Here is a 22,202-nt window from a genome sequence, read left to right on the forward strand (position 1 = left end):
TATGGCGAAGCTCCCCGACCCCGGCGAAGCGGCGAAGCAGGCGGCACAGGCCGCCAAGAAGGCAGGCGACGCAGCCGACAAGGCGTTGAAGACTGCCGACGCGGCGAAGAAGACGGCCGACAAGGTGAAGGCCAAGGCCAAAGAGGCGGCAGAACTCGCCAGGCAGGCCTATGCGCTCGCCAAGGACCCGGCCTTGCGCGAGCAGGCCTTCGCAAAGGCCCGGCAGATGGCCTCCGCGCTCGAGCATCGGGCCGACAAGGCGCTGGGCGATGCAAGCAAGGCGTTTCGCGACGCGGCCGACGGTGCGAACCAGCTCTATTCCACGCTCGAAGATCAGCTCAAGGCGCCGGGCGTCCCCGAGGCGCTCGAGGAGATGGTTCGGCATGAACTGCCTGCTGTCCCCCAGCTCATCCCGCAAGGCATTGCCGCCAAGCTCGGGCCGGCGGCCGATGCTCTGCAGGCGGCCGCCGGGCAAATCCCGGCGGCGGCGACGAGTGCGGCCGCCAGGGCGGCGAGCGCGATAGCGGCGCCCGCAATGCCGGCACCGGATTCCAGCCCGGTCGTGCTGCCTTGCGGCAAGACGATCCCTGGGCCGCCTCACGTCAAGCAGGCGCAGGTGGCGGCGATCGTCGATGCGATCGGCAAGGATATCGGTTCGCACCCGCTGCGGCAGGAATACATGGAGAAGGTGCGGGACCTGAAGACCACCGCCGACAACATGCTGGCCGCGGGAATGGACGAGGGCGAGGTGGCGGAGATCGTGAGCTGGAAGCGGCGCGCCCTCGGCCAAGAATACAAGGAGCTGACGCCGGAACCGCTTCAGACCTATATCCGCGCCGTCAACCACAAGCGATATGGCGACCCGCTTGGCCCGACCTGTCAGGCCTTCCGCGAGCGGTTGCTTTCCAACAAGGAGATCATCGAAAAGGCCAGCAGGCCAAACGAGGAGGTGGACAAGCTGCTTGGCGGGTTCAAGAAATGGCTGGATACGATGCCGGCCGACGACATCGCCAAATGGGCCGACGAGGTGAAAAAGCTGAAGCCATGATCATCCGCAGCTTCTACGACATCGCCGACCGGCTCGAGCTGGCTCAGGATCTGAGCGTCAAGGGCCGGCCGGCCAATTTCGCCGCGCCGCTCGCGCCGGGCTTTTTCTCGGGCACGCCCGAGCGGCATGTCTTCGTCGTTCCCTCGAAACGCGGACCTTGTCTCGGCTTCAACGGCCATCTCCTCATCCTCGATGCCGGCACACGGCTTGCCCTTCGGCAGACCGGCCAAGGCCGCTTCCTGGTGATCGCGCGGGGCGACGACGTGCTCGCCGAGATCCCGGCGCCGGAGCCGGACGATTATGTTGACGACGACGATGAGATGAACGACTTTTTCGTCTGGCTGGTCGGCCGCTTCAATACTGCGGAAGCGCGCGCTGCCTACACGGTCTAGGATTTCGCCATGCCGCCTGCCGCGCGCGTCACTGACATGCATGTCTGCCCCATGGTGAACGTGCTCGTTCCCCATGTCGGCGGCCCTATCCTGCCGCCCGGCATGCCGACCGTCCTCATCGGCGGGTTGCCGGCCGCCCGCGTTTCGGATCTCTGCACCTGCGCTGGCCCTCCCGACGTCATCGTGACCGGTGCCTATACGGTCCTGATCGGCGGCATGCCAGCCGCGCGCATCGGCGACATGACGGCGCATGGCGGGACGATCGTTATGGGCCAGTTCAATGTGCTCATCGGCGAAGCCGGCGGTGGCTCCGGCTATATGGGCGGCGGCGCAGGCGCTGGGGAAGGTGGCGCCCCGGATGCCGGGGAGGGCTCCGCCGGGTTGCTCACCAGTGCCAATTCCTCCTCCTCGGCCGCCACGAAGCAGGCCGAAGCCCTGCGGCAGGCGGCAAAGGACGGCGTGCCCTTCTGCGAGCTCTGCAACCAATGACGGCAGGTGCCGAGACGCTTTATGCCGTCATCGATACCGCCCGGGACGCGCGGCTCTATGGGCTCGTGATGCAGGCTTCCGACCAGGCTTGCCTGTTCGGCGGCGAGCTTGCCGAGCCGCTCAACCGGGCAGCCCCCTATCTCGTCGACCTGAAGAGCCGTGAGCCGCTGTTCAACTCCTGGCGCGACGAGGGCCGCGGCCAGTCCTGGGGCATCATGGCAAGGTCTGCCATGCCGCTCGGCGAGCTCAGGCGGCATTTCAGGCGCTTCATGGTGGCGAAGCTCCCCGACGGCATGGTCGCGCAATTCCGCTTCTACGACCCGCGTGTCTTCGGGCCGTATTTGTCGAGCTGTACGCCTGAGGAACTGGCGCCCTGGTTCGAAGGCGTGTCGGCATATCTGGTCGAGAACCGGGAGGCGGGAGGCTTTCACGAGTTCACGCTGCGCGAGGGGCAGCTGCATGATCGCGCGGCGGAGTAGGCTGTTTTCAGGCTTTAGATCGAAGCGATCCGCCCTCTGGCGGCCATAGGTTTTGAAGTCGGCGCTGCCCCTCATCGCCCTGCCGGGCACTTCTCCCCGTAAACGGGGAGAAGGACGCCGGCCGATTTGTCGGCGCTTCTTCTCCCAAGGTCGGCGATTGGCGAAATCAAAAAAGAGAGCGTCCCTCTCCCCGTTCACGGGGAGAGGATGGCGGCAGCCAGGTGAGGGGCAGCGCCGACGATGAAAATTTACGCAATCGAAGCGTGTGATCAGCCACCAACCACGCCACACGATTTACTTCGGCTTCGAAGCCTTCGCATACGCATCGCTGAAATAGGCCAGAAACACGTCCAGCATGCCGTTTTCGTGCGGCTTCTCCATCGCTTCCCAGGTCGCCACGAAGGTCTCCCAGGCGCGGGTCTTTCGCGAGGCGAAGGCCGAGCTCGATACCTTCTTCTCGATCGCCTCGGGGGAGAGGTCTTCCAAGAGGCGCGCCAATGCCTTCTGCATGGCGGCATAGGTGGCGAACTCATGGGTCTTGAGGTCGTGGAAGGCCTCATCGACGCTGCGCTTGGCGTCCAGATAGCCGGCGCGGCGCGCGAACATGATTTCCAGCACCTCTTCCGGGCGTGGCACGAATTTGAGCGGGTTGTTGTCGACCGCGCCGATCATGGTGCGGTTGCTGCTCTTGGCCATCACCTTTGCCGCGGCGCGCGCCTTGAGCAGGATCGCCAGCTCCTCGATGACGGCGCGCAGCACCGTGCCGATCTCGGCCGCGACATCCGCCTGGTCTCGCTGGAGGAAGACGTTGGGCGACACGCCGGCACCCGCAGCTATGGCGCGCAGGATCGCCTCTGCGCCGGCTGAGCCGCCCCCACCCGGCTGGTGAGCCGCGGGCGGGGTCGGCGTCGCCGGACGTTGCGGCTGAGGGGTGGCCGCTGGCGTGGGATAGGAAGGCGGCGCAAACGGCTCGCCGCCGAAATCGAAAGGCGAGGGGGGCCGTACGGCAGGCGACGGCTGGCCGGCAGCGGGGTAGGCTTTGCGTTGCGGCGCCGCATCCTGGCCGAAAGGCGATTCACCCGGGGCCGGCGCGAACGAGTCAGGCTGCTGCGCGGCCGGCCGCTCTGCCGGCTTCGCGAAATCCTCGAACGGGTTGCTCGAGATCACTGGCGGCAGGTCGAGGTGGCGCTCGGCGAAATCGGCGCTGCGCTGGCCTTGCTTCTCGCGCGCCATCAGCTCGCGTCTGCTGATCGGCGGCGGCGCCGGCTCGCCGGTGTCCCAGATATTGTCGGAATTCCTGGCCGGGGCCTGGAAAGGCGAGGCTTCGCCTTCCTCCGCGTCGCCGGCAGCATCGATGGACACGGAGATCAGGTAGTGCCCGATCTTCAGCCGGTCGCCGTCGGCGAGCGGATGCGGGCTGCGGACGCGCTGCGACGCGCCGTTCACAAACGTGCCGTTGCGCGACACGTCGTAGAGCCAATAGCCGCCTTTTTCGTAGCGGATCTCGCAGTGCCGCCCCGAGATGAACATGTTCGGGTCGGGCAGCGTCCAGTCGCGATGCTCACGGCCGATCTCGAAGCCGCGCTGGTTCGCCCGATAGCTCAGCGGCCCGCCGTCAGGCAGTGCGTCGACATTGTCGATCCTCAGGCTGATCGTCATCAACTAGCGTCCGTCCCATCGGAAACGCCCGCAAGGCTAACTCCGAATGTTTACTTAATTTAGCCGTGCCCGAGCTTCTTGCAAGAAAGCGGATCGAGCCGCCTGCGGGGCGGAGGACGTTTGCTTTTTTTCGCCGTGCGTGGCTTAAAGCGGCTCTGCCCTTCTGCAAAACAACTAAACCGTCCCGGGCCAGCTCCCGTCATGTTCTCATTGCAAGGCGGATGGCCATGTCGACGAAAATGCGCAGTGTCGCCGCTCTGTCCTTGCGGTCGACCCGCGCCAGCACGGAAAGCACCCCGGCGTTCACGGCCTTTGCGGTAAGATAGGGCGGAGGGGTGACCGGCATCGAGTCCGGCCCGATCATGCTCCCCCCGCTCCAGCCGGAGGCGAGCGCTATCCATACGCCTGGGGTCCTCGTCCGGGAAGCCATGCCCGCATCGAGAGCCGCAATGCGCGTCGCCTCCTCGGGGCGCCGCACCCAATCCTCGGCAAGCGCCAGCAGGCGAAGGTCGTCGGGGGCGAGCCTGTCGGGGAGCGTGTTCAGGCACTGGTGTCCCCACCAGACGGCTTCGCGGCGCCCGAGCAGATAGGCCGAGAAGGTAATCGCGTCCTCCGGCGTTGCGCTGCCCGCGAGGTCCCTGACGAACTCCAGCGAGCCGCGGTCCGACGGACGCGCGGCCATGTCGTCCAGCGCGGTCGGAAAGGCCTGGAACAAGTCGCGCGCCGTGCTGAATCGAAGCCTCTGCGTCATGTCCCCACACAGGGGCAATAGGGCAATAAGGCAATAGGGCAATAGGCGGAGAAGAGAGACCTTAGGGCTTTGAAAGCCGCGTCAGAGAAGAACCCTATTCCCCTATTCCCCTATTCCCCTATTGCCTTATTCCCCTCAGCTGTTGATCTTCACCAAGGACCCCTTGATGTCCATGACGCCGCCTGCCGAATGCGTCGACATCACCGCATCTGACTTCAGATCGGTCGCCTTGATTTCGATCTGCAGCGATTCGAGCGATATCTTTTCAGGCGTCATGGTGATCTTGCTCGATCCGACGGTGATCTCGACTTTTGTGCCTGCGTCGATTTTCAGGACCTGACCGACATCCAACGTGTCGTTCTGTCCGATCTCGCTCTTGCGGTTGATCTTGACCTTGCGCGCTTCGTCGTTCTCGACGACCGATTCCAGATTGCGCTGCGCGTGAAGGCGCAGCAGTTCGCTGCCTGAGCTGTCGTCGAAGATGAGCTCGTTGTAGCCGCCGCCGCCTTCCGTTGAATTCGACTTCAGGCCGGAAATGTTCTTCTGGCCGGGCAGGTCGTAAGGCGGCATGTTCTTGTCGTTGTATATCGCGCCGACGATCAGCGGCTGGTCCGGGTCGCCTTCGAGGAAATCGACCAGCACCTCCATCCCGACACGCGGGATATAGATCCCGCCCCACTGGTTGCCTGCCCATACCTGGGCGACACGGCAGCGGCGGGACTGGTCCTTCTTCTGGTCCCAATGGAAGCGCACGAGAATGCGGCCGTATTCGTCTACGTCTATATCGCCGCTGCCGACGACTTCCGCCGTCTGCGGGCCTTGGATCACGGCCTTCTTGGTGACCCGGGGAGGTGCGTAGGTCTTGTCGCTTTTGATGAACTCGTACCATCCCATATAGATGCGCTCTGCCGGGCTGGCGGCGCCGCTGCGGTAGGACTGCGGGCCGAACTTGTGGCGGCAGCGAAGCGCCAGATACTCGGCGTCGAAACCGCTGCCGCTCTTGTCTTCCAGGGTGACGAGCGCGCCGGGAAAGCAGGTCACGCAATCGCCGTCGGCGAAGAAATGGCCGTCTTTCGCGCGTTCCATGTCGCGCCATGCCTGCGCGATCTTCTGGCCGTCGGAGCTTTCGACATAGCGGCCGGGATAGTCGAACACCTCCAGCGTGGCGTTCTCGAAGGGCGGGTTGATGTCTTCGTTGACCGTCAGATCGTTGTTCGGCTTCTTGAAGTCGTAGTCGGTGAGCTTGATCTTGCCAGAGACGTAACGGCGGTCCTGCTCCCAGGTGAAGAAGTCCTCCTTGCGCGTCCTGTGCCCGCCGACTTGCGGTGTATAGCGCCTGGCGCCGCCCGGGAGGGTCTCGAAAGTCGACATCTCGTCGGCGAGGATGAGCTTGTGCTCACCGTCGGAATGCTCGAAGTAGTAACTGATGCCGTACTCCTCCATGAGCCGGCAGACGAAATCCATATCGGACTCGCGATACTGGACGCAGTATTCGAGCTCGGGATAGCCCCGAGACAAGTTGTTGGTGTAGCGCGCGAAGCTGTGCTCCCCGAAGATCTGCTCGATGATCTCCGGCACGGTCTTCTCGTGGAAGATTCGACAATTGCTACGGTAGGCGAGCAGCCTGAGCCATGGCTCGAGGACCAGGCTGTAGGCCTCGTTGTCGTCCGGGTTGGTGCCGACCCAGCGCGCTTCGGTCAGTATTCCGTCGAAATAACGCTTCTTGCCGGGTTCTATTTCGACAGCAATCGTGCAGTTCTGCCCAATCGCGGAATCGAAGTTGACGCCTTTGTCTGTGCTCAGAGCTTCGACGTTGATCTGGAACTTCTCGCTCACACCCTCGATGCAGTCGAAGCTGGAGAGGACAAGCTTATCTTTTCCAAGGGGGGTGTTGAGTTTGGCGAGACGTTTGTCTTGGCGAAGAGAATCCGGCATTCAGAAACTTCCTTCGAAAGGCAGAGCGGTTCAGATCGCCTTTATTGACATAGCACGGCTGGAATTTTATCGTCCATATTAGCTTTCTTCCGTAACTAAATGGAGTCGTCGAATGTCTCCGAAGTTTCTGGCGGCTGTGCTCCTGGGCGCCGGCACCATCGGGATTCAGCCTGCGGTTGCAGATCCGAACGTCAAGGCGGACGATATCGTGCAGTTTTTCGTGCACTCTGCGAAGCTCGGAGCTGCCCGAGGGCTCTGCATCGGTACGGCGCAGGAATGCGACAAGACCGCCCCCAAGCCGAAGGGCTTCGATATGCTGGTCAACTTCGACCTGGATTCGGCCAGGCTCACGGACCAGGCGCGGCAGAACCTCGAGGAATTCGCCAAGGCGCTGCGCAACGAACAGCTCTCAAGCGCTCATTTCGTCGTCGAAGGTTATACGGACGCGCGTGGGAGCGATCAGTACAATCTCGGCCTTTCGGAACGCCGGGCCGAGGCGGTCACGAAGTTCCTCTATGACAAGGGCATTGCCCCGGACAAGGTGACGGCGGTCGGCTTGGGCAAGACAAATCCGCGCGTGCCCGATCCGCTGGATGCGGTGAACCGCCGCGTGGAGATGCGGATCAAACTGCAGTGACCGCATAGCATCGGCAAGAAGGCGCTCGCGGGCGGCGTTGCATTTTCAGGGGTGGGCCTGCTCGCATGCGATATGATTGGCTGCTCGAACCTGTATCGGAAGCGGAGCCCTGCGGTCCCGACCTGGACGATATCGGTGACGAGAAATATCTGAATTACGTCCTTTCCGTCACCAGCCGCATTCCGGAGCGGTATTATAGGGCCGACACCGACAAGGCGATCGACCGCGCCGAAATCAAGCTCAAGGACGAGGTGGAGACGATCGGCTCTCTCCTGAAGGAGACGCGCGACGTCAGGCTGCTGTGCATCGAGGCGCGATTCCAGAGCTTTGCCGGCGAATTGTCGGGCTTCGCCGACTGCGTCGAAGCGATAGCCGGGCTCGTGGAGCGCTTCTGGGAAGACGTGCATCCCAAGGCCATCGACGGCGATTTCACGCTGCGCCAGAACATGCTGGGCGGCCTCGACGACTGGTGGCAGGTCATCCAGCCGCTTCAGCACGCGGCGCTTGTGCGCGACAAGCGTCTTGGCCCGGTTCTTTTCAGGCACTTCGCAATCGCCAGCGGCAGCGCCGAGAAGCGGGGCAACGAAGCCGTGCCCGACATCGGCGACATCCATAGGGCGCTCGCTGCCGAGGAAAACCGCGCGCTTTGCGACATCAGCTTCGACGCGGCGAAGAGGGCCGCGGCTGCGCTGACCCGGATACGCGAGGCCTTCATTGAAAACTCGGGCTACGACTACGTGCCGAGTTTCGACCGGCTGCAGGCTTTCCTCGAGCCGCTGCTGAAATTGTTTCAGGCGGCGCGGCCCGAACTGGTGGTGGCTGCCGCGCCTGTCGAAGAGGCGCCGGCAACAGGCGACGGCGACGGCTCGCAGGCGGCCGATGTTTCTGCCGAAGCGAAAGCGCCTTCGGTCCAAGGCGTTATCGCAAGCCAGGCGGACGCGGCCGCAGCTCTGCTTGCGATCGAGACCTATTTCGCGGCGCACGAGCCCTCGGCGCCGGCTCTGCTCCTCATCCATCAGGCGCGGACGCTGGTCGGCAAACCGTTGATACATGCCATCGAGGTTCTGTTACCTGAGGCCGCACCGCGCGCCATGATCAAGATACAAGGCGACTTTAATCTCCAGCTCAACATGGCGCAGCTGAAGCAGTTGACGGCAGATGTTGCGAACCCTGCGAATGGCGCCAACGGGTCCGATGCGAGTTCGAACACGTTCTCGGCAGGCTCCAGGGGAGAGGCGATGACGCTGATGGCTGAGGTGGAGCATTTCTTCAAGACGGCGGAGCCGTCGAGCCCGGTGCCCATGCTGTTGGCCAAGGCCAGCGGTTTCGCCAACCGGGATTTCAACGCGATTTTGAAGGATCTGATAGGGCCGCCTGCCTAGAGCGACGACAAGCTGCGAGCTGCAATGTGGCAGCCGCCAATTTGTTTGACAAAGTCAGGGCACTCGGGTCTCATCAGCTTACGTAGAGGGAACTGCTCACATGGCATCAGACAGCGGTCAGAAGTTCATCAAGCGCAATCGTCCGCCTCGCGTCCACATAAGTTATCAGGACCCGTACGAGGCCAACAAACAGGTCGAGCTGCCCTTTGTTATGGGCGTCATGGCGGACCTGTCGGGAAATGCCTCGGAAGTCGCCAAGCCGCCGATGGCGGACCGCAAGTTCGTCAACGTCGATATGGACAATTTCGACGCGTATATGGAGAGCGTCAAGCCTGCCGTCGCCTTCCGCACCGAAAACCGGCTCGGCGAAAAGTCCGGCGAGCAGATGGGCGTCAAGCTCACCTTTACCAAGATGGCTGATTTTGAGCCGGCTGCGATCGCCCGCCAGGTGCCGGCGCTTCGGGCGCTGCTCGAGGCCCGCGAGCAGCTCGCCAACCTGCAGCGCTACATGGACGGCAAGTCCGCGGCGGAGGAGAAGCTGCGTGAGCTCCTCGCGAGCCCGGAGCTGATGCGTTCGATCAACGATCGGCGCGCGACGGCTCTCGCGAACCAGTCACAGTCGGAAGATGGCGCTGCCCAGTGAGCGGTGCGACACGTAGTGCGGTGCTGATGAGAGGACATCATGGCTACTGAACTCCAACAGGAAAAGACGGCCTCGGCGGAAGCCGCGTTTCAAGACGCCGACGAATTCGCTTCGCTTCTGAAGCAGAGCTTCAAGCCGCGTAGCGAACGGGCTGCGACCGAGGTCGACAACGCCATCAGCACGCTGGTGCAGCAGGCGCTCGCCGATACGAGCATCATCAAGGAAGACGTGCTGGACACGATCCAGGACATGATCGCCCGCCTGGACGAGAAGCTTTCTGACCAGATGAACGCGATCATGCATGCGCCGGAGTTCCAGGGCATCGAGAGCGCATGGCGTGGCTTGAGCTATCTGGTCTACAACTCCGAGACCGACGCGACGCTCAAGCTCAAGGTCATGAACGTTTCGAAGAACGAGCTCTATCGCGACCTGCGCAACTATCCGGACGCGAAATGGGATCAGAGCCCGCTCTTCAAGAAGCTCTACGAGGCCGAGTTCGGGCAGCTTGGCGGCCAGCCTTATGGCTGCCTCGTGGGCGACTACTATTTCGACCAGTCGGCGGTCGATGTCCGGCTTCTGCGCGACCTCGGCAAGGTCGCGGCCGCTGCGCATTGTCCGTTCATCTCCGGGGCTGCGCCGACCTTGCTTGGCATGGACTCCTGGACGGAGCTTTCCAATCCGCGCGACCTCAGCAAGATCTTCGAGACGCCCGACTATGCCGGCTGGAAGTCGCTCCGGGATTCGGAGAATTCCCGCTACGTGGCGCTCTGCATGCCGCGCGTGCTCGCCCGCGAGCCCTTCGGCGCGAAGTCGATCCCCGTCGAGGAGTTCGATTTCGAGGAGGAGACCGACGGCCACAAGGGCGGGAAATATGCCTGGATGAACGCGGCCTATGCGATGGCCGCCAACATCAACCGCGCCTACAAGGAATGGGGCTGGACCGTCCGCATCCGCGGCGTCCAGTCGGGAGGAGAGGTCATCAACCTGCCCACCCACACCTTCCCGACTGACGACGGCGACATCGACCTGAAGTGCCCCACCGAGATCGCCATCAGCGACCGGCGCGAGGCGGAGCTTTCGAAATCCGGGCTCTTGCCGCTCATTCATCGCAAGAACACCGACAAGGCGGCCTTCATCGGTGCGCAGTCGCTCTACAAGCCGAAGAAGTATGACAACGTCGACGCGACCGCCTCGGACAACATCTCGTCGCGCATCCCGTACATGTTCGCGGTATCGAGATTTGCCCACTATCTGAAATGCATGGTGCGCGACCAGATCGGCGAGACGAAGGAGGCTCCCGACCTGGAGAAGTGGTTGACGAAGTGGATCGTGCAGTATGTCGACGGCGATCCGCGCAATTCGACGACCGAAATAAAAGCAAAGAAGCCGCTCGCTGCTGCCAAGGTTGAAGTGTTTCCCGATGAGGAGAACCCGGGTTATTACTCCGCACGCTTCTTCCTGCGGCCGCATTTCCAACTGGAAGGTATGGATATCGGCATGAGTCTGGTGTCCCGGCTGCCCGGCCAGCAGAACAAGTAGCAAGAATCTGCCGGAATGTAAGGTAAACCGTTGCTGAGATGTCAGCAACGAACGAACTTGGATTGTCGCTCAGCTATATCAAGGAGAGTGCAATGTCTGTTGACATCTTTCTGAAATTCAATGGCCCTGAGGTCGAAGGCGAGAGCAAGGTGGAGAGCCACCCGAACGAGCTGCAGATTTCCAGCTGCTCTTTCTCGGCCAACAACTTCGGAACCCGGCACACGGCAACCGGCGGCGGCGCAGGCAAGGGCGACGCGAGCGATGTGTCCTTCACGATGGACGCGGACAAGTCGGCCGTCTCACTGTACGACCACTGCGTCCAGGGCACGCATTTCGACGACGCGACGGTGGTATGGCGCAAGGTATCCGGCGCCGGCGAGGAGCCGATGGAATTCTTCGAGTTGAAGATGAAGGAAGCCTTCCTCTCCTCATTCAACATCGGAACAGCGAACGGCAGCGAGACGCCTCAAGTGTCTTTCGCGATCAACTTCGCGGAATATGAAGCCACCTGGAAGCCGCAGGAGACCAAGGGAACGCCCGGCGGCGGCATCACCAAGCAGTACAACTTCGCGAAGCAGAAGTAGGATCGCTCTCCACGCGGCCCTTGCCGGTCCTGTCGCCTGCGCGATGGGACCGGGCAGGGAGCTGGCATATGGACAAGGCCGTCGGCAAGCCGGCAGCATGTTCGTGGTGTGAAGCGATGGTTCGGCGTAGGTTGCGATGCGTGAGGGAGATTCCAGGGCGCCTGGTTTCCAGATCCCGTTGATGTTGGCATTTCGGGAAGCTTCCAGCGCCGGAGACGCCACGAAACGGATCGAGGAACGCGTGGCGGGCGAGCGTATCGTCTCCGCGCGCGGCTCGCTACGCCGCCGCGGCGCCGACGAGGCGTTGCTGCGGCGCGACCTTGCAGTCGATCTTCTGTCGCTCGCCAATACGATCGACCTCGCCTCCGCGATCGACATATCCGACCTCGACTATGTGAAGCGGTCGATCGTGAACTACGGCCTGCCGGACCTCTCCGGCCTCACGAGCCTGGAGGCCGGTGTGGACGAGATTGGCATGTACCTCAAGGAGGCGCTGCTCGCCCACGAACCCCGGCTGCGGCCGGAGTCGATCCATGTCGAGCAAGCGGTGCAGGTCGACGACGAAACGCATCGCGTGAGCTTCTCCATCACGGCCGAGATGGCGTGCAATCCGCTCGATCTGCCGCTGGAATTCGTTGCCGAGGTCGAGGTGGATTCGGGAAAAATACGCCTTACCCGCTTGCCGGTCTCCACATGAACCGCGCGTTTCTCGAGCTCTATAACCGGGAACTGCAGCTGCTCTACGAGCGTTCGAAGCAGTTCGCGGAGGAATTCCCCGGCGTCGCCGAGCGGCTGGGCGGCCTGACCAGGGAGACGATGGACCCCGGTCTGACCAGCGTGCTCCAGGGCAGCGCCTTCATGGCGGCGCGTGTCCAGCTCAAGCTGAAGAGCGAGTTCGCACAATTCACGTCGGCGCTCCTCGACCAGCTCTTGCCGAACTATCAGGCGCCGATACCGGCAACGACGCTGGTTCAGGCGGCGCCGCCCTACGAGGATCCGGGGCTGGTCGAAGGCAGGCGCTTTGGCCGCGGCGACTATCTCGATGCCGTCTATGTCGAGAAGGAGCGCCGCGTCGCCTGCCGGTTTCGCCTGCGGTCCGACCTTGTTCTATGGCCGCTTCATCTGGAGGCGGCCGAGTATTACGCAGCGCCCGCGCCTCTTCATGCGCTCGGCCTCGAAGTCGCCCCCGGCATCGCCGCCGGGCTGCGTCTCGGCTTCCGCCGGCTTTCGGCGCAGCCGGGATCGGAGAGGGGCAACGGCTCCAAGCCCGAGGGCCCGGTCAAGGATGTCAAGGTGGACAGCCTGCCCGTCCACCTCCTAGGCTCCGCCAACGATGCGGCCGCAGTCTACGAGCAGCTCTTCGCGCATTGCCGACGCATCACCATTCGCTATCTCGATGCCTTCGGCGATCCACGCTTCCTGGCCGCTCCCCTGGACCTGATCGAACAGGTCGGATTCGGCGAGCAGGAATTCTTGTCTGAGAGCGACGATCGCGTTTTCTCCGGCTTCAACCTGCTGCTCGACTTCTTTACCTTCCCGAACAAGTTCCTCGGCTTCAGGCTGCGAGGGCTGCGCCGCCTGCTCGCCCAGATCGACTCGCCGGCATTCGACCTGATCTTCGAGTTCTCGGCTGCGGTGCCGCGCCTCCAGTCGGTCGTCCGCCCGGAGATGTTCGCGCTCTACACCGTTCCGATCGTCAACCTCTTCGAGATGAACTGCAGCCGCGTGCCGATCCGGCGCAACGAGCACGAGCACCATGTCGTCCCTGATCGTAGCCGCACGCTCGATTTCGAAGCCCATCGCATCATCGACGTCTATGCGCATTATCCGGGGCGGCGGGACAAGGTTCCCGTCTTCCCGCTCTACAGCCAGCCGACGGAGAATGTCCGCGCCTCCGACGCGCTCTACTATACCGCGAGACGGCTTCCCCGCCGCCGCACCTCGGAGGAGAGGCGCGCGGGCGCGGTGAGCGCCTATGTCGGCTCCGAGCTTTTCATCTCGCTCTACGAACCCTCGGCGATCGACGATCGCGAGCGCGTTCGCGAGCTCAGCGTCCGCTGCCTTGCATCCAACCGGCATCTCACCGACCAGCTGCCGGTCGGCGAGGCGGGCGCCGACTTCTACCTTGTCGAGGACACAACCATCCCGCTTCGCTGCGTCTCCGAGCTCACCAAGGCGCGTGAGTCCCTGGTCACCATGGAGCGCCGGCACGCCGATCCTACCGCCTTCGGCGCAACGCAGTGGAAGCTCATCACCTTTCTCGCCCTCAACCATCTTGGCATCGTCGATCATGACGAGAAGAACAGCGCAGGCGGCCTGAGGGAGCTACTGTCGCTTTTTGCAGACCTCTCCGACGTGATCTCCGAACAGCGTATCCGCGGCATCGAGAGCGTTTCGAGCCGGCCCATCGTGCGGCGGCTGCGCCAGAAGAACGGCTTCAACGCCGCGCGAGGGGTCGAGATCACCGTTACCCTCGACGAGAAGGCCTTTGAAGGCATTGGCGTTTTCCTGCTCGGCGCGGTCCTCGACCGTTTCTTCGCCGAATACACCTCGATCAACAGCTTCACCGAGACGGTGATCGAAACCAGGCAGCGCGGCGTCATCAAGAGATGGGCCCCGCGCGCCGGAATGGGGCGGCTGCTGTGACCTTTCGCGAGGATCTGCGGCGCGACCCCTGGAGTATCGATTTCTTCGCGGCGCTGCGCGAGCTCGAGCGGGGCGCAAAGGCCAAGCCGCGCATCGGCGAAAGCACGGTTACCGCTGAGGACGTCATCGATCTAGGTCAGGACCCTTATGTCGAGTTCCCGGCCTCGAACGTTACGAAATTCGAGGAGCGCGACGGACAGGCCCCGAGGCTCTTCTCGCGATTTCTGGGATTCTTCGGCCCGCAAGGCGCGCTCCCGCTCAACACCACGGTCGACGCCTATCTCTGGTCCAACAGCCGCGACCCGTCCTTCGCGCGTTTTACGGACATCTTTTCGAACCGCTTCCTTCAGCTCTTCTTCCGGGCCTGGGCCAACGCCCGGCCGATCTCCCATCACGACCGTCCTGACGACGACCGCTTCGCCGACTATGTGGGCGCCTTCGCCGGCATCGGCGTGGCGAGCCTCAAGGGTCGGGACAGCCTGGACGATATCGCCAAGCTTCCCTTTGCCGGACTGGTCGACCCGCAAGTCAAGAGCGCTTCGCGGCTGCGCCAGCTCGTCCGCGGCATCTTCCATGTCGAGGTCGATGTCGAAGAGCGCATCGGCTCCTGGCTGACCTTCGAGCCATCGGACAGGCTGTTGCTGGGCGGCGGCGACGCGGCGCTCGGCGTGGATACCTATCTCGGCGATCGCGTCTACAGCATCAACGACAAGATCTGCATCGTCATCAAGGCGCGCGATCTCAGGCAGTACCGGCAGTTTCTGCCGACCGGCGATCTCTCGGACCAGCTCACCGACCTCACCTTCTTCTACATCGGCCATCGCTTCGAATTCGATGTGAAGCTGTCGCTTCCGGCGCGGCATGCGCCGCCCACCCGGCTTGGCCAGTCCGGCGAGCTTGGCTGGACGGCCTGGATCGCGCCCGACAATGACGCCGGCGACGATGTCTATTTCGACGATGCGCATTTCAACGCCCTGGAGCGGCGCAGGGCACAACGGGCTGCCATGCGCAGTTCCAACGCAGGATAGCGCGGCCGCGCTATCGGACAGGTTTTCGGAGGGGATCGCCATGAGTGAAATCAGCCTCGAAACAGTAACCGGCAAGCTGAACCGGCTTGGCTACGACGCATTCATGCGTTCGCTCCGCCATGCCAAAAAGGCCGGCAACCGCAATGTCGAGCTCGCGCACTGGATGCTGCACATCCTGTCGAACGACCGGTCAGACGTGTCGCTCACGCTCGACCACTATGGAATCGATCGCGCGCGGGCGCTGAAGGACATCACCGATCTCGTCGACAGCTTCCGCAAGAACGAGACCGAAATGCCCGGCGTTTCGACGCAGATCACCGACGCGCTCGACCGTGGCTGGCACTATGCGACATTGTATTTCGGCGAGACGCAGATTCGCACCGGCCACATATTGCTGGCGACGCTGAAGTCGCTGGAGCTGAGGCGCGCCCTCAACCAGCTTTCCAAACAGTTCGGCACGCTCGATCCCGATCGCGTCGCGAGCGATGCCCGCTCCATGTGGGCGCAGTCCGACGAGGAGAATCTGCGGCCGATGGATGGCTCCGGGCTCGCAGCGCGCGAGCCTGGATCCGACGCGCCGGCAGGCGAGGGCGCCCGCGGCAACACCGCGCTCGACCGCTTTTCGACCGACATGACGGCGGTGGCGGCCTCGGGCAAGATGGATCCGATCGTCGGCCGTGATGACGAGATCCGTCAGGTCATCGACGTGCTCTTGCGCCGCCGTCAGAACAACCCGATCCTCACCGGCGAGGCGGGCGTCGGCAAGACCGCGGTGGTCGAAGGTTTCGCGCAGCGGCTCGCATCCGGCGACGTGCCGCCGCATCTGAAGGGCGTGAAGCTGCATGCGCTCGATATCGGCCTCATGCAGGCCGGAGCCTCCATGAAGGGCGAGTTCGAGCAGCGGCTGCGCTCGGTCATCGACCAGGTGCAGGCTTCGCCCGTCCCCATCATCCTCTTCATCGACGAGATCCACACGCTGATCGGCGCGGGCGGCCAGGCCGGCACGGGCGATGCGGCTAACCTTCTCAAGCCCGCCCTCGCACGCGGCACGCTGCGCACAATCGGCGCCACAACCTGGAACGAGTATCGACAGTATATCGAGAAGGATCCGGCTCTCACACGCCGCTTCCAGCCGGTCAATGTCGACGAGCCTTCGATCGACAAGGCTGCCTATATGCTGCGCGGCCTGCTCGCTCCGATGGAGAAACATCACAAGGTGCGCATCTCGGACGAGGCGGTGGTCGCGGCCGTCGAGCTCTCCGCCCGCTATATCCCGGCACGCCAGCTCCCGGACAAGGCGGTGAGCCTGCTCGATACGGCTTGCGCCCGTGTCGCCATCAGCCAGTCGACGACGCCCGCCGCGATTGCCGACCTCAAGGACGCGATCAACGCGCGCAAGGAAGAGCTCGAGGCTATCGACCGCCAGGCCGATATTGGTCAGGCCAATCCCAAGCGCATCGAGGAACTGAATGCCGAGATCGCGGAGATAAAGAAGAAACTCGACGATCTCGAGCCCAAGCATGCCAGGCAGGCCGAGATCGTCGCCGACATCGGCAAGCTGCGCGATGCGCTTTCCGCCGAAAAGGCGCAGCCTGCCGACGCTGCCGCTCAACCGGAGGCGTCAGCCGCTGCCGAGGGCGTCGATACGAAAAAGCGCTTGTTCGAGCTCGTGTCGGAACTTGCAGAGATGCGGCCCGAAGACCGCATGATCTACCCCTTCGTCGACGAGCAGGCGGTGGCCTCGGTCGTCTCCGACTGGACCGGCATTCCCGTCGGCAAGATGGTGAGCGACGAGGTGCAGACGATCCTGAAGCTCGCCGGCACGCTCTCCAGGCGCGTCGTCGGGCAGGATCACGGCCTCGAAATGATCGCCAAGCGCATCGAGACCAATCGGGCCAGGCTGGACAATCCCAACAAGCCGATCGGTGTCTTCATGCTGTGTGGCCCCTCGGGCGTCGGCAAGACCGAGACCGCGCTGGCGCTCGCCGACTCGCTCTATGGCGGCGAGCAGAACATGATCACCATCAACATGAGCGAGTTCCAGGAGGCGCACACCGTGTCGCTGCTGAAGGGCGCGCCTCCCGGCTATGTCGGCTATGGCGAAGGCGGCCGCCTGACCGAGGCGGTGCGGCGCAAGCCCTATTCCGTGGTGCTGCTCGACGAGGTCGAGAAGGCCCATCCCGACGTGCACGAGCTCTTCTTCCAGGTGTTCGACAAGGGCATCATGGAGGACGGCAACGGCCGCAAGATCAATTTCAAGAACACGCTGATCATCCTCACCTCGAATGTCGGCACCGAGGTGATCATGAAAATGGCGGACGAGGGCAGGACCCGCCCGAGCCCGCAGGAGCTGGAGCAGGCGCTCAAGCCCCATCTCACGCAGGTGTTCCCGCCGGCGCTGCTCGGCCGCATCGTCACCATCCCCTATTTCCCGCTTTCGGGCGAGATGCTGGGCGGCATCGTCAGGCTGCAGCTCGACCGCATCAAGCGCCGCATCGCGGATAATTACGAGGCGAGCTTCGACTACAGCCCCGCCGTCGTGGACCTTATCGTCAGCCGCTGCAACGACCCGGATTCGGGCGGCCGCATGATCGACAACATCCTCACCAACACGATGCTGCCGGAGCTCTCCAGGCACATATTGAACCGCTCGCTGGAGCGGTCGGAGATCAGCCGCGTTGCGGTCGATGTGAAGGACGGGACTTTTCACTACGAGATCGCGTGAGGGCAAGATGGCGCACGTCAAACTTCTCGAGCGGCCGACAAAGCTCGCCCGGGTGACCTATCTTGTCGATGCGGTGGTGGGGCGCGGCGGCATCAACCGCCGCGATGACGTCCTTCTGGTGCAGTTCTTTCTGAACGCCCTATGGGGCACGAAACCGGACAAGCAGACGGTCTTTGGCGGAAACGGCCCAGCACCCCGCATCGACGGCGACTGCGGGCCCGAAACCATCAACGCCATCACAGTTTTCCAGAGGTGGTATTGGCAGTTGCCTGCTCAGGGCGGTTTTGCTGACGGCAGGGTAGAGCCGCTTCCGCTCGGGCGGATGTTCGGCCCATTGCGCGACATGCCCTACACGATCGTCGGGCTCAACGCGAATTACGGTTCGGAATTCGGGTCCGACAGGCACGCGCTGCTTAGCAAGGAACCGAATTTTCCGAACGAGCTGAAGCCAAAGCTGTTTGTCGCGAACTAGGCGCTTCTATCCGTAAAGGCTGGAGCCGCGACCGAGGAATACATAGCTGAACATCGATTCGACCTGGACGGATTTTGCATCCGGCAACAAAGGTCCACCATCGACCTCACGATAATTTGTCAGGCAAATGACTCCCCGGCATGCTGGCGGCGTTGTGTGACGTTTTGCATTGCATTCCTCCTGCCGACGAAACCCAGTGGCGATCCGGCCGTTTACACTTCGTCGAAACGGTGACCAGGGGCGCAAGCGTCGCGACGACCAGTGATCGCCGCGCCCAGCATGGGCGGCGATCGGAAGCCAAGAATAACCCCTTCCTGCTCGGTCTTGTCCTTTTCATTGCTCCGGAGTCCGGAAGATGGATCAAAAGGTTATGGAGAATCGGCCGGCTGAGCCCGCCGAAAGAGAGCAAGGCCAGACGGCCGAAAAAAAGAAGAAGCCTGCTCGTGGACGGCGGGCGCTGATAGGACTCGCGATCGCGGCGGTCCTGATCGCGCTGATCGGCGTCGGGCTCTGGTGGCTCCAGGCCCGTCACTACGAATCGACCGACGACGCCTTTGTCGAGGCGCGCTTCGTCTCGATCAGTCCGCAGGTGGCAGGCGCTATCGTCGATGTGCTCGTCAATGACAACCAGCTGGTCGAGGCCGGCGAGCCTCTCCTCAAGATCGACGACCGGGACTACAGGGCCCGGGCTGACGAGGCCCGGGCGCAGCTCGCTCAATCCGAAGGGCAGCTCGCGACGCTGAATGCACAGCTCGACGCCCAGCAGACGGGCATCGACCAGGCCCGCAAGCAACTGGCCGAAGCCGACTCCGCCTTGAGCCTCGCCCGGCGTGAGAACGATCGCGCGCAGAACCTCGTCAAGAGCGGGGCGGGGACCGTGCAGCGTGCCGATCAGACCGCCGCCGATCTCACGCAAAGGCAGGCGGCATTCGACGTCGCCCAGCAAGGTGTCGTCGCGGCTGAAAAGCAGATCCCGATCCTTAAAGCACAGCAACAGCAGGCCGAAGCCGGCCGAAGCCTTTCACAGGCGGCGATCGAGCAGGCTGAGACCAACCTCGACCGCACAAATGTCGTTGCGCCTTTTGCTGGACGCGTCACAAAATTGACGGCAGCCAAAGGAGCTTATGCGCAGCCGGGCCAGAATCTGCTGATGTTCGTCCCGCGCGACGTGTGGGTGACGGCCAACTTCAAGGAAACGCAGCTCACCGACATGCGCCCGGGACAGCCGGTGGACCTCGAGATCGATACCTATCCCGACCGAACGTTCCGGGGGCACGTCGACAGCTTGCAGGCGGGCAGCGGCACCGTTTTCAGCCTGCTCCCGGCGGAGAACGCGACCGGCAACTTCGTCAAGGTGGTGCAGCGCGTTCCCGTGAAGATCGTCTTCGACGAGCCGCCCGACGTGTTCGTCGGACCGGGCATGTCCGTCGTTCCCTATGTGCGGGTGAGATGAGCGCGGCGGACGAACCCGGCTTCGATCGGAGCCGCTCGCCGGCCGGAGACCGCAATCCCTGGCTGATTGCGGTGGTCATTGCTTTTGCCAGCTTCATGGAAGTGCTCGACATCTCGATCGCCAATGTCGCCCTGCGACACATTGCGGGGAGCCTCGCGGCAGGCGTGGATGAAAGCACCTGGATCCTGACCAGCTATCTCATTGCCAATGCTGTCGTGCTGCCGATTAGCGGCTGGCTCGCCAATGCGATTGGCCGCAAGCGCTTCTACATGATCTGCGTGGGGGTGTTCACGGTAAGCTCTATCCTGTGCGGACTGGCGTGGAGCCTTGGCTGGCTGATCGTCTTTCGCGTGCTCCAGGGCCTCGGCGGCGGCGGGATGGTGCCGATCGGCCAGGCAATCCTTGCCGACTGCTTCCCGCCTCGACAACGCGGCCAGGCTTTCGGAATCTTCGGCATCGCGGTCGTCGTTGCGCCGACAATCGGCCCTACGCTTGGCGGTTGGCTCACCGACAATTACTCCTGGCATTGGATATTCTTCATCAACGGTCCGGTCGGCGTCCTCTCGCTCATGCTCGTCGCCTGGCTCTTGATCGAGCCGGAGGTGCTCGAGCGGGAACGCCGGGAGCGCCTGGCCGGCGGCCTCCATCTGGACTGGGTCGGCTTCATTCTCGTCGTGCTCTTCTTCGGCGGTCTCGAGGTTGTGCTCGACAAAGGCGAGCGCGAGGACTGGTTCCAGTCGAACTTCATCATCACCTTCGCGACCATTTCAGCGATCGGTCTCATCCTCCTCATTCCCTGGGAGCTCACGCGCAAGCAGCCCATCGTCGACATACGCCTCTTTGCACGCCGCCAGTTCGGGACGTGCTGCCTGCTGATGGTGGCGACATTCGCGGTGCTGCTCGGCGCCACCCAGCAATTGCCACAGCTTCTGCAGACGACCTTTGGCTACGACGCTACGTTTGCCGGTCTGGTGCTCCTGCCGGCAGGGCTTGTGATGGCATGCATGATGCCGATCGCAGGCAGCCTCTCGGCCATCATCCAGCCGAAATACCTGATCGCCTTCGGCATGCTCTCCGTGGCATTCGGCATGTGGCACACGGCTGGCTTCACGGCGGATGCCAACTTCTCCTTCTTCGCCTGGTCGCGCTTGCTGCAGACGATCGGGCTGCCCTTCCTTTTCATTCCCATCACCTCCGCCTCCTACGCGAACCTGCCGCCGAACAAGACGAACGACGCGGCCGCCCTCATCAACGTGGCGCGCAATCTCGGCGGGAGCATCGGCGTGTCCGTCGCGACGGCGGCTCTCGCCAGCAGCGCCCAGCGTCATCAATCATATCTGACGAGCAACCTGTTTCCGTCCTCCGTGCCTTTTCAGGAGGCGTTGAGCCGGGCCACCGCGGAACTGGTCGCACGAGGCATACCTCCGGCCGAGGCGCAGCGGCAAGCATACGAGCTGATCGGACAGACCGTGGCCGGCCAGGCGACGGTGATGTCCTACATCGACATATTCACCACATTCGCGATGGTAGCCGCCCTGATGGCGCCGGTCGCCTTGCTCGTCCTGCAGCGGGTCGAGCTCGGCCGGGCGCAGCCCGCTGCGGGATGAGCGTAACGAGGAGTTCAACTGCAAATCCCCTACGTTGGAGATTGGCGGAAACGCAAATGCAACGCACCCCCCTTCTCCCCCTGTGGGAGAAGGTGGCTCGGCGCCTAGCGCCGAGACGGATGAGGGGTGCGCGAAAGGCGCGACGTTGCCGAAAAGAGCACCGTTGATATACTCTCCGGCCATGCCGCACCAGCCCGTCCCGCCGAAGAACAGACGCTTCGCCCGCACGATGCGCCGCGAGATGACGGAGGCGGAAGAGAAGCTCTGGAGCGAGCTGCGCAACCGCAGGCTCGACCGCATCAAGTTCCGTCGGCAGGTACCGATCGGCAACTACATCGCCGACTTCGTCTGTCTCCATTCAAGATTGATCGTCGAGCTGGATGGAAGCCAGCATTCGGAATCGCGCTACGATGCCGTGCGCGATGCGGAATTGAATCGGCGCGGCTTTCGCGTGCTGCGCTTCTGGAACGACGAGGTATTGCGGGAGGTCACCAGCGTCTGCGATACGATCATCGACTTCGCGCGGGATGTCAGCCTGCAGCCGTGGCGGTAGCGCTGTTTCGGCAACGCAGCGCCCTGCAATTACCCCTCAACCGTCTCGGCGCCAAAGCGCCGATCCACCTTGCATTGGAAATTGTGTACGAAGACGGGTCTCGCAAGGGACGCCAATGGCCGGGTGGCCACCCGGCCATTGGCGCCGATCGTCGGATCGCATCCACCTGAACCTGGAGGG

20 protein-coding genes are annotated in these 22,202 nt (G+C 63.2%); 17 read left to right on the forward strand and 3 right to left on the reverse strand.

The genetic code is table 11. The features are described 5' to 3' along the window. Position 1: 1 nt before the first annotated feature. Genes SAZ10_RS27115 through SAZ10_RS27130 form a run of 4 tightly spaced genes read left to right on the forward strand, consistent with a single transcriptional unit; the run spans position 2 to position 2,408 of the window. A complete protein-coding gene (locus SAZ10_RS27115) occupies positions 2 to 1,048 on the forward strand; it encodes a hypothetical protein (protein WP_318612550.1) in 1,047 nt (348 codons plus the stop codon). Further along, positions 1,045 to 1,440: a hypothetical protein gene (locus SAZ10_RS27120; RefSeq protein WP_318612551.1), complete on the forward strand. Its 396-nt coding sequence runs from the start codon at positions 1,045 to 1,047 to the stop codon at positions 1,438 to 1,440. The genes SAZ10_RS27115 and SAZ10_RS27120 overlap by 4 nt, the downstream gene beginning before the upstream one ends. Before the next feature lie 9 nt (positions 1,441 to 1,449). Continuing rightward, positions 1,450 to 1,929: a PAAR domain-containing protein gene (locus SAZ10_RS27125; protein WP_318612552.1), complete on the forward strand. Its 480-nt coding sequence runs from the start codon at positions 1,450 to 1,452 to the stop codon at positions 1,927 to 1,929. After that, on the forward strand, positions 1,926 to 2,408 hold the full coding sequence (locus SAZ10_RS27130) for a DUF4123 domain-containing protein (protein ID WP_318612553.1): 483 nt from the start codon (positions 1,926 to 1,928) through the stop codon (positions 2,406 to 2,408). Before SAZ10_RS27125 ends, SAZ10_RS27130 begins: the two co-directional genes overlap by 4 nt. A gap of 294 nt (positions 2,409 to 2,702) precedes the next feature. On the opposite strand, the gene tagH is transcribed toward SAZ10_RS27130, so the two are convergent. From tagH to SAZ10_RS27145, 3 genes are all read right to left on the reverse strand, one after another. Continuing rightward, the gene (tagH, locus tag SAZ10_RS27135) at positions 2,703 to 4,067 is read right to left on the reverse strand and encodes a type VI secretion system-associated FHA domain protein TagH (protein WP_318612554.1); all 1,365 of its coding nucleotides are present in this window, start codon (positions 4,065 to 4,067) and stop codon (positions 2,703 to 2,705) included. Between the two features lie 199 nt (positions 4,068 to 4,266). Continuing rightward, positions 4,267 to 4,818 carry a DUF6931 family protein gene (locus tag SAZ10_RS27140; protein WP_318612555.1) on the reverse strand — a complete coding sequence of 184 codons (552 nt, stop codon included), beginning with the start codon at positions 4,816 to 4,818 and terminating at the stop codon, positions 4,267 to 4,269. 135 nt (positions 4,819 to 4,953) lie between these two features. After that, complete coding sequence (locus SAZ10_RS27145) at positions 4,954 to 6,753, reverse strand: type VI secretion system Vgr family protein (RefSeq protein ID WP_318612556.1); 1,800 nt, start codon at positions 6,751 to 6,753, stop codon at positions 4,954 to 4,956. A 112-nt stretch (positions 6,754 to 6,865) separates the two neighbouring features. Here SAZ10_RS27145 and SAZ10_RS27150 point away from each other — a divergent pair, with 112 nt between their 5' ends. From SAZ10_RS27150 to SAZ10_RS27210, 13 genes are all read left to right on the forward strand, one after another. Continuing rightward, positions 6,866 to 7,390 (forward strand): OmpA family protein, encoded by a 525-nt coding sequence (locus SAZ10_RS27150; RefSeq protein ID WP_318612557.1) that lies wholly within the window; start codon positions 6,866 to 6,868, stop codon positions 7,388 to 7,390. Between the two features lie 65 nt (positions 7,391 to 7,455). Continuing rightward, positions 7,456 to 8,772 (forward strand): ImpA family type VI secretion system protein, encoded by a 1,317-nt coding sequence (locus SAZ10_RS27155; protein WP_318612558.1) that lies wholly within the window; start codon positions 7,456 to 7,458, stop codon positions 8,770 to 8,772. Positions 8,773 to 8,872: 100 nt separating this feature from the next. After that, complete coding sequence (gene tssB, locus SAZ10_RS27160; RefSeq protein WP_318612559.1) at positions 8,873 to 9,415, forward strand: type VI secretion system contractile sheath small subunit; 543 nt, start codon at positions 8,873 to 8,875, stop codon at positions 9,413 to 9,415. 39 nt (positions 9,416 to 9,454) lie between these two features. Beyond that, positions 9,455 to 10,954: a type VI secretion system contractile sheath large subunit gene (gene tssC / locus SAZ10_RS27165; protein WP_318612560.1), complete on the forward strand. Its 1,500-nt coding sequence runs from the start codon at positions 9,455 to 9,457 to the stop codon at positions 10,952 to 10,954. 92 nt (positions 10,955 to 11,046) lie between these two features. Then, positions 11,047 to 11,538: a type VI secretion system tube protein Hcp gene (locus SAZ10_RS27170; RefSeq protein ID WP_318612561.1), complete on the forward strand. Its 492-nt coding sequence runs from the start codon at positions 11,047 to 11,049 to the stop codon at positions 11,536 to 11,538. Between the two features lie 181 nt (positions 11,539 to 11,719). Further along, entirely contained in the window at positions 11,720 to 12,235 is a 516-nt protein-coding gene (locus SAZ10_RS27175) for a type VI secretion system baseplate subunit TssE (protein WP_318612562.1), read from the forward strand. Continuing rightward, entirely contained in the window at positions 12,232 to 14,184 is a 1,953-nt protein-coding gene (tssF, locus tag SAZ10_RS27180; RefSeq protein WP_318612563.1) for a type VI secretion system baseplate subunit TssF, read from the forward strand. The genes SAZ10_RS27175 and tssF overlap by 4 nt, the downstream gene beginning before the upstream one ends. Continuing rightward, positions 14,181 to 15,212, forward strand: a complete 1,032-nt coding sequence (gene tssG / locus SAZ10_RS27185; protein ID WP_318612564.1) for a type VI secretion system baseplate subunit TssG — start codon at positions 14,181 to 14,183, stop codon at positions 15,210 to 15,212. The genes tssF and tssG overlap by 4 nt, the downstream gene beginning before the upstream one ends. Positions 15,213 to 15,252: 40 nt before the next feature. Continuing rightward, positions 15,253 to 17,937: a type VI secretion system ATPase TssH gene (tssH, locus tag SAZ10_RS27190; protein WP_318612565.1), complete on the forward strand. Its 2,685-nt coding sequence runs from the start codon at positions 15,253 to 15,255 to the stop codon at positions 17,935 to 17,937. A gap of 7 nt (positions 17,938 to 17,944) precedes the next feature. Further along, complete coding sequence (locus tag SAZ10_RS27195; protein WP_318612566.1) at positions 17,945 to 18,409, forward strand: hypothetical protein; 465 nt, start codon at positions 17,945 to 17,947, stop codon at positions 18,407 to 18,409. Positions 18,410 to 18,764: 355 nt separating this feature from the next. Then, complete coding sequence (locus SAZ10_RS27200; protein WP_318612567.1) at positions 18,765 to 19,862, forward strand: HlyD family secretion protein; 1,098 nt, start codon at positions 18,765 to 18,767, stop codon at positions 19,860 to 19,862. Continuing rightward, complete coding sequence (locus tag SAZ10_RS27205; RefSeq protein ID WP_318612568.1) at positions 19,859 to 21,469, forward strand: DHA2 family efflux MFS transporter permease subunit; 1,611 nt, start codon at positions 19,859 to 19,861, stop codon at positions 21,467 to 21,469. Before SAZ10_RS27200 ends, SAZ10_RS27205 begins: the two co-directional genes overlap by 4 nt. A gap of 163 nt (positions 21,470 to 21,632) precedes the next feature. Then, a complete protein-coding gene (locus SAZ10_RS27210; RefSeq protein ID WP_318612569.1) occupies positions 21,633 to 22,022 on the forward strand; it encodes an endonuclease domain-containing protein in 390 nt (129 codons plus the stop codon). Positions 22,023 to 22,202 lie beyond the last annotated feature (180 nt).

This window comes from Mesorhizobium sp. BAC0120, assembly GCF_033542235.1.
Classification (GTDB): Bacteria; Pseudomonadota; Alphaproteobacteria; order Rhizobiales; family Rhizobiaceae; genus JAWRCU01.